Here is a 15,129-nt window from a genome sequence, read left to right as displayed (position 1 = left end):
CTGCTGAGTGGATTTAGAGATACAAACAGTCGGCGAAGTACAGTCTTCGTTTTTCTGCCTGAATCCGGAATTGTGTGAAGGAGAAGTCAGCCGGGAGAGACTGCAACAAGCCACTGGGGGAAGTACTGCGTACTGCATAGAACGAGCAGGAAGAAGCTGAAAATGAAGCGTGAAGCCATAAAGAAATGGATATGGGAGCATATGCATGAAAGCATAGCAGAGACCAGACTTGCTGTCGGGAAATTCTGGATCAGCTGGATAAGAGAAAGATCCGGAAACTTTCCCCGTCTTTTACAGATCGTCTGCTTTTTGAACTGCTTCCTCTGCAGACAAGACCTGCCAGAGAGCTTGCAATGCGTGTGCTGGAATACGGCAGATGCGATTGGAATGAACCGGATGACAGGGGCGTGCCGCTTTATAAAGTGATAATCCAGAGCGGCAGGGCAGAGTTGGCGGCAAAGGCGGCAGCCGGACTGAGAAAAAAGGACGCGGAAAATCCGGAACTTGCTCCGGCATGGGCTGAACCGCTATACAAAGTATATTGAAATAAAGGACAATGAAAAAAATCTGTGGAATCTTTCTCTCATCTGCGAAGCGGAAGGCATGGCGGAACAGCTTTTGAAAAAGACAAAGGATTATCAGTATCTTCCCGGGCTGGCGGAGGGCAGTGATAAAATGTTCAGGCAGCTCCTTCATATCCGCTGCAGGAATATACTTGATGAAGTGAAAAAGGAAGTGCTTTACGGCGCGCTGAAAAGCGACGCCTGGAAGGAACGGTTCGAACTTCTGGCCGGAAAAGGATGGAAGAAGAGCAGTCAGAACAGGAAAGAAGAGATCTGTCTGGGCGATGAATATCTGAAAAGACTGGAGATAAAGAAATATACGTCAGGAAGGAAAGGACATCTGGAACAGATCAATGACAGGGCAAGATTAAGATTTATAAAAAATTATGAGGAATGTGCGAAAGTTCAGAAAAAACAGACCGGTGCTAGCGGTAGTGTTCGCACAGATACTCCAGTATAGTATCAATCCCCATAAGAGTAAAATTTTTATACAGATTATTCATTTCTTCCTCACTCAGCAGATTAAGGCGGCGGGCGATTCGTTCCCGCTCCTGTTTTGTTGGGGTAAATGTGGCTTCAATCCGGTTCATTATTTCTTTGTAACATATATCTTTTTCCATACTGCCACCCATTCATAAAATGTACTTTTTATTATTTCGTTTTCCGATTATACTGAAATAAATATAAAAAAGAACTGTGTCTGAAAAGTGACGGATTTATGGAAAATACAGGAAGAAACTGTGAAATGATCCGGAGAATCCGGTATACGGGTCCGGAAGACACTGAAGAAAGGAATAGAACAACGATGGAGAACACACAAAATCTGCTGCTTGATTTTTCACATGTTTATCCGGAAGGAGTCGAAAAACGGGCGAAGAATCTGAAAAGAATCGATATGAGCGATATCAGCGGAACCGATATGTACTGTTCGAAAGAAGCAGAACAGAAGATCCGGAAACGACTGAAACCATACGGTCCACAGGGAATACACTTCCTTGATAACGGAAATTATCATTATATGACAAAATTTTTTACAGAGAAAATCGGAGAACCTTTTTCGCTGGTCTTATTTGACCATCACAACGACATGCAGCAGCCGCTTATTCACGAACTGACAAGCTACGGAAGCTGGGCAGGCGAGCTGCTCAGGGAAAATTCCCGCCTGAAGCAGATGATTCTGATCGTCCCTGATCCGGAAAGTATCAGACCGGTTCCCGCGCGGCTGCGGGAAAAAATAATCTGTATCAGTGTGGAAGAGAGCGAAGAACATACGGCGGAAGCGGAAATAAAGAAAATCAATCTGAAACTTCCGGCCTATATATCTATCGACAAAGACGTATTGAACCGATATAATGCCAGAACAAACTGGAATCAGGGAAATATGTCTGTCACTACGCTGAAAAAGCTTCTCCGGGAGGTGTTCCGGCATCAGAAGGTTATCGGGGTTGATATCTGCGGAGAGTGCAGCCTGCAGGAACCGTTTCCGGAGTTCCTGGAAGACGAACGGATCAATGATGTGACAAATCAGATTCTGTATCATTTCCTTTCCGAACGCCGGTTTCTGGCGTGATAATTCCGAGAAGCGCTGATTTCCCGGGGCAGCAGACCGGGGAGCGGAAAGCGGAAGCTTTCAGTGTCAGAGCAGGCCGCGGATAAAAAGTCACCTGCGGTCCGGGTCGGAAGGCACAGGCCTTTTATTATGGCGGGGACCGCAGCATCCGGAGCAGTATCTCTGTTCCGGGTTTTTCTGTGTAATGAGCGGGGATTTATGGCTGCGAATCTGCTGTCGGGTCTTGCCTCTGCCATGTGGATCTCTTTTATGGTATTTTACACGGGAAAATTCGGAAAAGAGGATCAGCAGAGAGCCACAAGCCGGATTGTGATGTTTAATAATCTGGGCATTCTGCCTTTCTCTTCTTCTGAAAGAAGAGAAAAGAAGCGGGGTCTCAGCGGCCGGAATGGAGGCAGGGTATCTGGTTCTGGCAGGAATCGCGGCTGCGGGGATTATAATCGCGAAAGTATATTACTGCGGAAAGAGAAGTGCTGACATATAAGCAGGAATACAGAAACAGAACGATATTTTTCTTGTGTTCAGAGAAACAATCTGCTATACTACATGAAGTTTCATAAACTGGTTCGAAATCCTCCCAGTATAAAAAACTAGGCTTAAACAGACATCTTCTGAAGAAGTATGCCTTTTTGTGGAGGATTTTACCATAAAAAGCATATTTCATCAGGAGGTTTTTTTATGCCGAAAGTGATTATTGACTGTGATCCGGGAATTGACGACGCGCTTGCCCTGCTGCTTGCGCTTGCCTCGCCGGAACTGGACATTTCGGGAATAACGACTGTGTCCGGAAATGTGCCGGCAGATATGGGGGCCCGGAATGCGAAAAAGGTATTCCGCCAGGCGGACAGAGAGGGGGTTCCCATTTATATCGGAGAGATGGTTCCCCTTGTAGGAACCTATGTGGACGCCATGGATACCCATGGAAGCGACGGACTGGGCGAGAGCTTCCTGCCGGATGTCCCCGGAAAATTCCCGGAGAAGCCGGCCGTGGAGTTCCTGGAAGAGACGCTGGAAAAGGAAGAGACTGACATCCTTGCCCTGGGACCGCTGACCAACCTGGCCCGGCTCTTTCAGAAACGACCGGAGCTGATCCGAAGGGTTCCCAGGCTTGTCTCAATGGGAGGCAGCTTCAGAAGCCACGGAAACTGTTCCCCGGTGGCAGAGTATAATTACTGGTGTGATCCTGAGGCGGCAAAGATCTGCTATGAGCTGTTTGCAGAAGCAGGAAAGAAGATTGAGATGGTGGGACTGGACGTTACCAGGAAGATTGTGCTGACGCCGAATCTTATATCCTATATGGAGCGTCTGGATAAGAAGACCGGCGGATTTGTCCGGAAGATTACCGGATTTTACATGGATTTCCACTGGGAATACGAGGGAATTATCGGCTGCGTGATCAATGATCCGCTGGCCGTTGCCTATCTGATTGATCCGTCCATGTGCAGCGGATTTGACAGCTTCCTTGAAGTGGAGACAGAGGGGATCTGCCGGGGACAGACGGTGGTGGATTCCATGAATTTCTGGAAGAAAAAGCCAAACAGCCATGTGCTGACTGAGACGGACGCAAAAAGGTTCATGTCCTTTTTCCTGTCACGAATATTGAAAAAAGAGGATGGAACAGGGTGGAAACCGGAAGAGCTTACCTGTCTGGAAGAATTATAGAGCAGGTGTGCTGTGAGACAGGATACTTTTGAGAGCGAGGATGAAGATGAAGACAAAAGGAACAGGAAGAATCAATACATATCAGATCTGCCTTGTGGCAATGGCAGTTGTAATCAATATAGTGGGCGGGCAGATCGCGCTTATGCTGCGCCTGCCGGTTTATCTGGACAGTATCGGGACGATTCTGACAGGCGCCGTGCTGGGCCCCTGGTTCGGAATGCTTCCCAATCTGCTCAGCGGCATTTTTATGGGAATGACAGTGGATATTTACTCGCTTTATTTTGCTCCGGTGGGTATGATCACGGGAATAATGAGCGGAATTCTGCTGCACGGAGAGACTGCGGGAAAGTCTGTGAAAGGGAGATGGATCTTCCTCAAGGGACTGGGTGTATCCGTGCCGGGTACGATCATGAGCGCGGTAATCAACGCAGTGCTGTTCGGCGGTGTGACCTCGTCCGGATCAACGGTGATCGTACAGCTGCTTGCCCGGACGCCTCTGGGGCTTACCGGGAGCATTTTCGCCGTGCAGTTCCTGACAGACTATATCGACCGCTGTGTTTCAATTTTCGCTGTGAGCATGGTTCTTCCGATGGTATCCGGAGAACTGCGCCGCAGAATATCAGGAGGCAGGTAGAGAGATGGAACGCTACAGTGTAATTACGGAGAAAAACAGAAGGGAGATTGTGCTTCTGCGGGCGTTCCCGTGCGCCTGGGGCAAGTGTTCCTTCTGCGATTATATTGAAGACAACGGCAGAGATGAGGAAGAGATGGTACAGCAGAACCGTCAGGTGCTTTCATGCGTTACCGGAGAAACGGGCGTGCTGGAAGCGATCAATTCAGGAAGCTGTTTTGAACTCCCCCGCACCACGCTGGAAGATATACGGAAAATTGTGCGGGAGAAAAAGATCCGCAGACTGATTTTTGAAAGCCACTGGATATATCGGAAACGTCTGAATGAGATGAGAGAGTTTTTCGGAATTCCCGTTACTTACAAAATCGGCGTGGAGACATTTGACAACGATTTCCGGGAAAAGGTTCTCAATAAGCACGCGGATTTCCGGACTCCTCAGGAGGTGGCGGAGCTGTTTGACTCGATCTGTCTGATGGTGGGAATCCAGGGTCAGACCAGGGAGATGATCCGGAATGACATATCCGCCATGAAGAAATATTTTAAACATGGGACAGTCAATGTATTTAACAACAATTCCACTCCGATCCGGCGGGATGAAGAGCTGGTCAGGTGGTTTATGGAAGAATACCGCTGGCTTCTGGATGATCCGGATGTTGAAGTCCTGTATGAGATTACGGATTTTGGGGTGGGCTGATCAGATAATCATACCTCCCAGGTATACCCCACCATGTAAACTAAGCATTTGCCTATAGACTCCTCCGGTTATACAATATATACAGACAAAAAGATAATAATTGTATTTCAAACGGGAGGCGTTACACATGGATACAGAAAAAATGAAACAGGATTTAGGCGGTGGAAATGTATTTGAGATCGGCGAGCCCAACACAGCATTCGCGCAGTACTTCATCGGACAGAGCTATCTGAAAATGCTCACTACAGAGAGAGTAGGAGTCGGCAACGTGACTTTTGAGCCGGGATGCCGGAACAACTGGCATATCCATCACAAAGGCGGCCAGATCCTCCTTGTAACAGGCGGACGGGGCTATTATCAGGAATGGGGCAAAGAGGCACAGGAACTTAAGGCAGGAGACGTTGTGAATATTCCGCCGGAAGTAAAACACTGGCACGGCGCGGCTCCGGATTCCTGGTTCCAGCATCTCGCCATCGAAGTGCCGGCTGAAGGAGCGTCCAATGAGTGGCTTGAGGCGGTTTCTGATGAGGAATACGGGAAATTGAAATAGCATGCTATATATTACCGGAGAGGGCATTCCCCTCTCCGCATCCGTTTATATGGACGAAAAACTATGTGAAACAACAGAGAGCGGAAAGCGGCGGCAGACGCTGCCCTGTGTCCGGACTCGGAATCAGAAAAGGAAAGGAAGATCAGTTATGACAGAAGCAGCAGAAAAATATTTCAACAGATTATACCCGGACGGTGAATTCGGACTTGCGTTCACAGATCCGGAATTTACAGAGTTCTTTGCAAACTTTTCCTGCGATGAAACAGTGAATCAGGATGACCTGGATGACCGTACAAGAATGATGGCGATTCTTGCCGCCCTGCTTGGGTGTCAGGGGATTGATGAATTCAGAGAAGTGCTTCCGGGCGCGCTGAACCTTGGAGTAACACCTGTGGAGATAAAGGAAATCGTCTATCAGGCATGCGCTTATCTGGGAATTGGAAGAGTACGTCCGTTTTTTGACGCGGTCAATGAAGTCCTGACGGAAAAAGGCGTCGCGCTTCCGCTGGAAGGCCAGGCTACAACAACCATTGAGGACCGCGTGGAGAAGGGAGAACAGGCGCAGGTGGATATTTTCGGCGACGGCATGAAAGGATTTGCGTCTTCCGGTCCGGAGGAGAGCCGTCATATCAACCGCTGGCTGTCCGGCAACTGCTTCGGGGATTACTATACCCGCACAGGTCTGGATTACAGACAGCGTGAGATGATTACTTTTTGCTTTATCGCGGCTCAGGGAGGCTGCGAACCTCAGCTTACATCCCACGCGGCCGGCAATATGAAGGTGGGCAATGACAAAGCATTTCTTATTAAGATTATTTCTCAGTGCCTTCCCTATATCGGCTATCCGAGAAGCCTGAATGCGCTCAGATGCGTCAACGATGCGGCCGCGCAGCAGGGATAGTAACGCAGTAGGCGGGACAACAGAGCAGACAGAATAATAGAGTGATACTGCGGACATGCTTCAGAGCCCCGTCTGTACGGGAAAACAGAAATGCTTTCCCGTACAGACGGGGGTTCTGTTATATTTGCGTAAAGAACCTGTTCTTCTTAGGATTTCTCTCTGGATATTGAACCTGTAATGATGCTATAATAACTTTATCGGTTCACACAGATAAAGCAGTGGGCCGTTCGATTAAAGCAAGGATTCATCCGGAAAGGAAAGATTATGAGAAAAACAAAGATTATTTGTACACTGGGGCCGGCAACCGATAAAGAAGGGATAATGGAAGCCCTGATCCGGGAAGGCATGGATGTGGCGCGGTTCAATTTTTCCCATGGAAACCATGAGGAACAGAAGGTCCGTCTGGAAAAACTGAAAACCCTGCGCAGACAGTTTGATCGTCCCATTGCGGCGCTGCTTGATACAAAAGGACCGGAGATCCGCATCGGATGTTTTAAAGATCACAGGATTTCACTGGAAGAGGGACAGAAATTCACCCTTGTCAATGATGAGACAGAAGGAACGCAGGAACAGGTGACCATTTCCTATAAAGATCTTTATAAAGATGTTAAACCGGGAGACTCCATTCTGATTGACGACGGTCTGGTGGGGATGGAAGTTGTTGAGATTGCGGATAAGGACATTATCTGCATTGTGAAAAACGGCGGAGATATTTCAGACCACAAGGGCGTTAACGTACCGGGCGTGGAGCTGAAGATGCCTTTTATCAGTCCGAAAGACCGGGAAGACCTGCTGTTTGGCATCCAGGAAGATTTTGATTTTGTGGCGGCGTCATTTACAAGAACGGCAGAGGATGTGAAAGAGATGCGGACCCTGCTCAATGAAAATGGCGGACAGTCGATTAATATTATCGCGAAGATTGAGAACCAGCAGGGGGTGGATAATATTGACGCAATCATCGAAGAAGCCGACGGCATTATGATCGCCAGAGGCGATATGGGGGTGGAGATTCCGCTTGAACATGTGCCGATTATCCAGCAGAGGATTATCGAGAAAGTATATGAGGCGGGTAAAGTAGTCATTACGGCGACTCAGATGCTGGATTCCATGATGATTCATCCGAGACCTACCCGTGCCGAGACTACAGATGTGGCTAATGCCATTTATCAGGGGACAAGCGCGATTATGCTTTCAGGAGAGACTGCTGCGGGAAAATATCCGGTGGAAGCCCTTAAGATGATGGTGAAAATTGCGGTACATATGGAGCGGAACATTGATTATAACGGGATTTTCCGTCGGAGAGAGCGCAGCGAAGAACCGGACATTACAAATGCCATTTCCCATGCGACATGTATGACTGCCATTGACCTGAAGGCAAATGCAATTCTGGCGGTAAGCAAGACTGGAAATACGGCACGTATGATCTCCAAATTCCGACCGGAGTGTCTGATCGTAGGCTGCTCCAGCTCTGAAAAAGTATACAGACAGATCAATCTGTCCTGGGGCATTCTGCCTCTGAAAATCAGAGAGGAGTACAGTTCTGAAATTCTCTGCCTTCGCGCCATTGAAGCGGCGCAGGTTCACGGAGTCGTGGAAGAGGGAGACAAGATTGTGTTTACAGGCGGTATCCCTCTGGGAATTCCGGGCCGTACAAATCTGATTCGTGTGTGCATTGTAGGAGAATAAACTGGCAGTATTATGGAGAATCTGATTTTCAGCCTGAACGCGACTGTCCCCATATTCCTTTTGATGGTGCTGGGATTTGCGCTCAGGAGACTTGGAGTGATCGACGATATTTTTGCGTCGAAAATGAATAAATTTGTATTTCTGGTGCCGCTGCCTGTGCTGTTGTTTGAAGATCTGTCAACGGTAGATTTTTCTCAGGTATGGAATATGAAGTTTGTGCTGTTCTGCTTTTCGGTAACTCTGATCAGTATCGCACTGGCGGCAGCGGTATCATTTCTGTGGCGTGACAGGAGCATCCGGGGAGAATTTATCCAGGCTGCCTACCGGAGCAGCGCGGCGCTTCTGGGAATTGCGTTTATACAGAATATATACGGGGATGCGGGGATGGCGCCGCTGATGATTATCGGAAGCGTGCCTCTTTACAATGTTATGGCGGTTGTAGTTCTGTCCTTTTTCCGGCCGGAGCGGAAAAAGCTGGATAAGGAAGTGTGGCTTGCAACCCTGAAAGGAATCGTTACAAATCCGATTATACTGGGAATCGCAGCGGGACTCCTCTGGTCCGCCCTTCGGCTTCCCATGCCATCCATTCTGGAAAAGACCGTGTCGGATATCGGAGCAACGGCAACCCCTCTCGGGCTGATGGCAATGGGGGCAAGCTTTGACCTGAAAAAAGCCTTTGGAAAGGCAAAGCCGGCTGCTGCTGCCGCAGTGATGAAGCTGGTAGTGTTTGCGGCGCTTTTTCTCCCCCTTGCAGTCTGGCTCGGGTTCCGGAGAGAAGAACTGGTAGCAATTCTTGTCATGCTCAGCTCGGCAACGACGGTGAGCTGTTATGTGATGGCGCGGAATATGGGGCATGAAGGAGTGCTTACGTCCAGTGTTGTTATGCTGACCACACTGTTCAGCGCATTTACACTGACAGGCTGGCTGTACATACTGCGGACCACGGGAATGGTATAAAATTTCCATTTTTACCTGTGTTTCCCTGTACAATTTTGCGCTGATTATGTTGACTTTTTCCTGTGACGGTTAGTATACTCTTGCCGTGAATTGATTCTGCAAACAGGCGCCTGAGAATCTTTTCAAATTATAACCAAAACAGGAGAATATATATGAAAAGAAAATTTTTAGCTGTAGTGATAACTGCAGCTATGGTGGCAGGTGCTTTGCCGGGTGTTGCTTTTGCGGCGGCCGGGGAAGAAAATGAAGCGGAACTGCAGGTGATATCTGACATTCAGGAAACAGAGAGTCATGAAATGAGCGTACATGAAATGGCTGTACAGACAGCAGAGATGGATCAACTGCCGGAGATATCGGGAACAGAGAAAATTGCGGATGTTGAGGCGGCAGGAAATACAGAGCGCGCGGATGTAATCGATACCCAGGAAGAACTTGAGGCGGCTATTGCGCAGGGCGGGGAAATTGATCTGACCGGTCAGAGAATTGAGCTTACGAGACGGCTTTCGATAGCGAATGATGTTGTGATCAGAGGCGGAACTCTTGTGGGAACAGACAGTGTGACAGGGAATCTTGTGACATTGATGGGAAACAGTATTACGCTGGATCATGTAACGATTCAGACGTCGGCAGGCAACAAATCAGCGCTCCATGTTTATGGAACAAAACTTACAGTCAACGGGCTGTCTATTGATCACAGCAGTGCGGCGGGCGGTGCGCCGATCATTATCAATAACGGCGCGGACGCTGTGTTTACCGGGGATATCAGTCTGACTCCGGGCGGCAGTTCCTGGTATGGAATAAATGTGGACAGCGCCAGGGCGGATTTTTCCGGGGCGTCATTAAATGTAACTCCGGTTACGGATACCCAGTCTGTAATCTGCCGGGAAGGAAATAATGCGGCTGTATCCGGAGTCGGACTTACAATTGTAGTGACCGAGAGAGACGGCGGCGGAAACAATCAGCAGACTGCTTATGTGGCAGATTCTAATCTTGCACAGTTTGTTGCGGCAAAAACAGCGGCAGGAGCAGATATATCACGTATAGAACTGCAGAAAGACGTCACATTGACGGCGCCTCTTGTTCTTAGTGAAGCAATGACGGTAAGCGGTGTATCGGATGGTTTTGCGATTAATGGTTCTGACGTGCTGGGCAGAGAAAATGTGGTAACCGTAACAGCTGACGGAGTTGAACTGAGAGGGGTTGCCATCAGGACTGCGCCGGCCAACAAGTCGGCCCTTCATATCTATAAAGTAGAGACGGCTCTTAATAATATTACGCTGGATAACACACGGACAGCCGGCGGCGCCGCAATGCTTGTCAACGGAGGAACTGTAAGAATATCCGGTGACCTCAATCTGCTGCTGAGTGAAAATTCCTGGGGCGGAATTAACGTAGATACGACAAATGGCGATGCGGGTGTTGTTTTTGAAGATGGTTCGCAGGTGAGCCTGACAGGTAACGGACAGAATGCGATCTATGTGGATGAAGAGGACAGAAACAACGGGAATACCGTAACCATTACAGGTGCAGAAGAAGCAGGTCTTGTACCGGATGAAGAGGGAAATTATGTTGCATCTGATTCAGTGACAGATCCGGATCCGGAGCAGCCGGAAGATCCGGAGGGAGACAGCAGTCCGGAAGAAAATGACGGCTCCGCGGATGATGAAAACCAGCCTGAAAATGAAAATCCGGCAGAGGATGACTTTACAGAAGACAAAAAACAGGAAAACAGCGCGGATGAGAAGCTGACCAAAGCTCCGAAGACCGGAGATACGGCCGGACTGCCATATGCCGCTCTGGCTGCGCTGACCGGTTCGGCAGCGGCAGCAGGAATTGTGCTGAAAAAGAAAATCAGATTGGGTTGACTGGAAAGACTGACAGGAAGCCGATATATTAAAAAGATATATTAGAAACAAAAAAATGATATAAGAAGTAAAAACAAAGTGGAAAAGCCTGCTGATTAATGCTTTTCCACTTTGTTTGCTGTAAAAATGCTTTTTAACAATCCGGTTTCGGATTCCGGGGATTTATTCTTTAGTATTTCAGAATCCGGCAGTTCTTTTTCATGTTAAAATCCTTGTGTATGCCATCGTCATCGTAGAGGATGTATTCCGCGCCTCTGAAACCGATTAATCTGAGATCTTCTGTGTCTACCGCATCCGTATATTCGGCGGCTTCAGCAACCGGAATGCATCTGCCCGACCGGATAAAGAGAGGAACCTCGTTGAGGGCGATTTCCACGTAGTGGATTCCCTTTTCCAGTATTTCTTCCGAGACTGTGCCGTCCGGAAGGAATTTTACGAACTTCATTGTCTCCGGAAGATAGACATAACGGCCTTTTGCATTCTGTTCATATACAGGCGCGATCATTATTTCGTTTCCGATTATCAGCTGATCTTCAATGCGGACAGCCATTTTGTCATCCGGATAAACAAATGCCAGAGGTTTGAAGTACATATCGTCTGTAAGTGCTGCTTTCATATATTCGCTGTACAGGTAGGGCAGGAGGCGGTATCTTACGCCCAGTATATGTCGGAAATCCTCCATGTGTTCGAATTGATAGCACTCCTGTTCCCTTGTTCCCAGTGCAGCGTGGTTACGCATCAGTGGGGTGAACACCCCGAGGGCCGTGTGGCGCAGAACCAGATCTCTCGTTGTATCTGCTCCAAATCCGCCCAGGTCCGCGCCGATATAGAGGAAGCCGCACATGTTAAGGGATGGCATCATCTTAAGATTTAAAAGAATGTGCTGCCACCAGGAGCGGTTGTCCCCGGTCCATATGCCTCCATACCGGTGCATTCCAATGTAGGAAGAACGGGAGAACATCAGAAAACGCCTGTCAGGATCAATCCTTTCAAATGCCTCCCCCGCGGCCCGCGTCATGTTAAATCCGAACAGATTGTGGACTTTGTCATGCCGGATCATCTGTCCGTTTATATTGTGATAAAACCTGGAATAATCTGCCGGGCTGTTTGCCAGGCTCTGAAGTTTATCCCGGAGCTGCCATACGCCGATATCTTCTTTGCCGTATTCTCCGGTTTCACTTCCGTCCCAGTTGCCTGTTCCGGTTTCCGCGAACTGCCGCGCCATATCTTTTGCCTCTTCCAGACCTTCGCCGGAGTAGAAGATGGCAGGCTCGTTCATGTCATTCCAGAAGCCCTCAATTCCCTGATCTGTGAGAAAACGGTATTTGTCTCCGAACCATTTTCTGGCGTCGGGATTGAGTACATCCGGAAAGTGGGTATCTCCCGGCCACACTGCGGCAACAAAATCACTGCCGTCTTTTCTCTGGCAGAAATAACGGTTTTTTACGCCCTCCTCATAGACGTCATATCCTTTTTCAATTTTTACCCCCGCGTCAATAATCGGAACAAGGCGGATATGCTGGTCTTTCATTTCCTTTACAAAAGAAGAAAAGTCTTCAAAATCACTGTTCACGGTGAAATCTTTGTAAGAGTCCATATAGTCGATATCCATATAGATCATATCCAGAGGAAGGTGGCTGCTGCGGTAGCCCTCCGCGACTTTTTCGAAATCCTTCCGGGTTTTATAGCCCCAGCGGCTCTGTCCGAAGCCGAACGCGAATTTTGGCGGAATATAGCTTCTGCCGATGATGTGACGGAACTGTTTTACAATATCATAAGGGGAATCCCCATCGATCACATACAGGTTCAGATTAGCGTCCTGGCAGGAGATATATATCATATCCTGCTTTGTATATCCGACGTCGAATGTAAGCGCAGCCGGATAATCAATAAACAGTCCGAAGGTTTCTCTGCCGGATACAATAAGAAAATTATGGGCGCCGTACAGAGATACTTTTTCTTCTGTATGTTCCGGATCATCTGTGCAGAAACTGGTATACTTCCAGCCTCTCTTATTTATCCCTCTGTTTGCCTCACCCAGGCCAAAAACAATATCATCATCATCCATGCAGTATGAAAAGCAGAATCCCTGTTCTGTACTGATGGAACCATAAGCCGGGGTTCCTCCGGAAGCCGGAAAAGAAACCACTAAAGCCTCGGTGTCAAAAGGTGTCCCATAAACAAATTTTTGAATCATATGAAAACCTCCTTTATCCGGATTGCTGTCCGGGATTCATTATAAAGCAATTATACGGCAGAAGATGGGAAAAAGCTTGCACCATGCTTGCAGAATAATTGTACAATTCTGCTGTGTAAAGTCCCTTTAAAAAAGACTGTTCTGTTAATTCGGGGAGTCGCTGTTATTTTTTGCCGGAGGACAGGGAGCTTTTAAAAATACATTGTAACCTTTCTTATTCAATGCTATACTAATAGATAACTTGCGATTAAGAGAAAGAACGGGTGTTTGGAAATGCGGAAGAGCCGTTTTGGTGGAAAAATGAAGAACAGCAGAACAGGATTTTCCATCCGGAAAAAGATTCTGCTGCTGGCGGCAATAGTTGCGCTGCCATTTGTAGTTATGCTGGCCTACCTTCTTGCTTCTATGGCCAATTACAGCCAGGTTTACGATAAAATTGTAAGAGATATTACCGTGGCCAATAATTACAATCTTAATTTTAAAGACGATATGGATGAAAGTATGTATAAGATTGTCGTAGGCTATGTAACTTTCGATAATATTTCAGAGGATGAAAAGCTGGAAGATCCTTATATATTGATTAATGATCTGCGCAGTGAATTTACACAGCTGGTTGATGTCACTACGGACAGCGAGAGCAGAGTCTGGCTGGAAAGTCTTCTGAGAAATCTTGATACGCTGGAAAAAAGAGTGGACGATGTTATGGAGAGCACCCGGTCCGGCGGTACATATGACGACAATATTGAATATCTGGAAAATAATATTTACGTCCTTACAGAGCTGATCCAGGATGACATTCAGTATTATATCTACTATCAGACACAGAATATGGAGAAAGTAACAGATGAGCTGAATATACAGATCCGGAGTTTTATGGTTGCGTGCGTACTGGTATTTGCAGTGCTGCTTATAGGAGTCGCGATTGCGGCGCTTTTCATTACATCGGGAATTGTTCGGCCGCTGAAGGAACTGAACCGTGCGACCAAGAAACTGGCAGAAGGTGATTTCAGCGCCCGGGCGGAAGTGGACTCAAAGGACGAAATTGCCGCGCTGGCAGAGGGTTTTAATGACATGGCGGGGAATATGCAGGACATGATCAGCAAGATCAAAGATGATGAGCAGAAGATAAGGAAAGCCGATCTTCGTCTCCTGCAGGAACAGATCAACCCCCACTTCCTGTACAATACACTGGATACGATTGTCTGGCTGATTGAGGGAAATGAGCCTGAGCAGGCGGTAACCATGGTGATTACGCTTTCCAACTTTTTCCGTCAGGTGCTGAGCAAAGGAAAAGAATTTATATCGATCCGTGAGGAAGAGCAGCATATCAGCAGTTACCTTGAAATTCAGGAAATGAGATATCATGATATACTGGAATACAGTATTCAGATAGACCCGTCAATTTATAATTATCAGATTTTGAAGCTCACTCTTCAGCCTGTTGTGGAAAATGCACTTTACCACGGTATAAAAAGGAAACGGGGGAAAGGATGCATTCACATCAGGGGAGAAAAGGACGGAGACGCCCTGCGGTTCCTGATCGGAGATGACGGGGCCGGCATGGAGGCGGAGGAGCTGAAGGAGCTGAGGAGAGAAATCGGGCGGCCGTGTCAGGAAACAGAGAAAGGATTTGGCCTGGCAAATGTAAATGAAAGGATTCGGATGTACTTTGGCGAAGAATACGGTCTGTCCATTGTATCGAAGAAAGGAAAGGGGACGATTGTGGAAATCAGAATTCCGGCCCTGTTTTCTGCAGGAGAAAAATTAAAAGATGAAGAGGCCCCCCGGGAAAACAAAAATGAGCCGGAAAAAGAGGATAATCAGTAAGTATTGATATACAGAAATAAGCAGAA

The 15,129-nt window shown here is 47.7% G+C and carries 14 protein-coding genes and 1 riboswitch; of the genes, 12 read left to right on the top strand and 2 right to left on the bottom strand.

The window, feature by feature from the left end; all coding sequences use genetic code 11:
* Window positions 1-353 precede the first annotated feature (353 nt).
* Entirely contained in the window at window positions 354-545 is a 192-nt protein-coding gene (locus AC0QUU_RS12810; protein ID WP_474543287.1) for a hypothetical protein, read from the top strand.
* Window positions 505-1,023, top strand: coding sequence for a hypothetical protein (locus tag AC0QUU_RS12805; protein WP_474543286.1), 519 nt, complete (start codon window positions 505-507; stop codon window positions 1,021-1,023). The genes AC0QUU_RS12810 and AC0QUU_RS12805 overlap by 41 nt, the downstream gene beginning before the upstream one ends.
* Here the strand turns inward: AC0QUU_RS12805 and AC0QUU_RS12800 are convergent.
* Entirely contained in the window at window positions 989-1,183 is a 195-nt protein-coding gene (locus tag AC0QUU_RS12800) for a hypothetical protein (protein ID WP_474543285.1), read from the bottom strand. The two genes, AC0QUU_RS12805 and AC0QUU_RS12800, sit on opposite strands and share 35 nt — an antisense overlap.
* A 98-nt stretch (window positions 1,184-1,281) precedes the next feature.
* Here AC0QUU_RS12800 and AC0QUU_RS12795 point away from each other — a divergent pair, with 98 nt between their 5' ends.
* From AC0QUU_RS12795 to AC0QUU_RS12755, 9 genes are all read left to right on the top strand, one after another.
* Complete coding sequence (locus tag AC0QUU_RS12795; protein WP_474543284.1) at window positions 1,282-2,133, top strand: arginase; 852 nt, start codon at window positions 1,282-1,284, stop codon at window positions 2,131-2,133.
* Between the two features lie 555 nt (window positions 2,134-2,688).
* Window positions 2,689-2,733, top strand: a riboswitch (PreQ1 riboswitch).
* A 78-nt stretch (window positions 2,734-2,811) separates the two neighbouring features.
* Complete coding sequence (locus AC0QUU_RS12790) at window positions 2,812-3,795, top strand: nucleoside hydrolase (RefSeq protein WP_474543283.1); 984 nt, start codon at window positions 2,812-2,814, stop codon at window positions 3,793-3,795.
* Between the two features lie 40 nt (window positions 3,796-3,835).
* Entirely contained in the window at window positions 3,836-4,429 is a 594-nt protein-coding gene (locus tag AC0QUU_RS12785; protein ID WP_474543282.1) for an ECF transporter S component, read from the top strand.
* A gap of 4 nt (window positions 4,430-4,433) precedes the next feature.
* A complete protein-coding gene (locus AC0QUU_RS12780) occupies window positions 4,434-5,120 on the top strand; it encodes a radical SAM protein (RefSeq protein ID WP_474543281.1) in 687 nt (228 codons plus the stop codon).
* A gap of 127 nt (window positions 5,121-5,247) precedes the next feature.
* The gene (locus AC0QUU_RS12775; RefSeq protein ID WP_474543280.1) at window positions 5,248-5,670 is read left to right on the top strand and encodes a cupin domain-containing protein; all 423 of its coding nucleotides are present in this window, start codon (window positions 5,248-5,250) and stop codon (window positions 5,668-5,670) included.
* A gap of 148 nt (window positions 5,671-5,818) precedes the next feature.
* The gene (locus AC0QUU_RS12770) at window positions 5,819-6,571 is read left to right on the top strand and encodes a carboxymuconolactone decarboxylase family protein (protein ID WP_474543279.1); all 753 of its coding nucleotides are present in this window, start codon (window positions 5,819-5,821) and stop codon (window positions 6,569-6,571) included.
* A gap of 264 nt (window positions 6,572-6,835) precedes the next feature.
* On the top strand, window positions 6,836-8,257 hold the full coding sequence (gene pyk, locus AC0QUU_RS12765) for a pyruvate kinase (protein ID WP_474543278.1): 1,422 nt from the start codon (window positions 6,836-6,838) through the stop codon (window positions 8,255-8,257).
* Between the two features lie 12 nt (window positions 8,258-8,269).
* Window positions 8,270-9,214, top strand: coding sequence for an AEC family transporter (locus AC0QUU_RS12760; RefSeq protein WP_474543277.1), 945 nt, complete (start codon window positions 8,270-8,272; stop codon window positions 9,212-9,214).
* A gap of 152 nt (window positions 9,215-9,366) precedes the next feature.
* A complete protein-coding gene (locus tag AC0QUU_RS12755; protein ID WP_474543276.1) occupies window positions 9,367-11,079 on the top strand; it encodes an autotransporter outer membrane beta-barrel domain-containing protein in 1,713 nt (570 codons plus the stop codon).
* A 169-nt stretch (window positions 11,080-11,248) separates the two neighbouring features.
* Here AC0QUU_RS12755 and AC0QUU_RS12750 read toward each other — a convergent pair whose 3' ends face one another.
* Window positions 11,249-13,276 (bottom strand): glycoside hydrolase family 31 protein, encoded by a 2,028-nt coding sequence (locus AC0QUU_RS12750; protein WP_474543275.1) that lies wholly within the window; start codon window positions 13,274-13,276, stop codon window positions 11,249-11,251.
* Between the two features lie 300 nt (window positions 13,277-13,576).
* Between AC0QUU_RS12750 and AC0QUU_RS12745 the strand changes: the two genes are divergently transcribed.
* On the top strand, window positions 13,577-15,103 hold the full coding sequence (locus AC0QUU_RS12745) for a sensor histidine kinase (RefSeq protein WP_474543274.1): 1,527 nt from the start codon (window positions 13,577-13,579) through the stop codon (window positions 15,101-15,103).
* Window positions 15,104-15,129 lie beyond the last annotated feature (26 nt).

This window comes from Mediterraneibacter sp. HA8405 (assembly GCF_056148955.1).
This window is presented reverse-complemented; position numbering and strand designations above follow the sequence as displayed.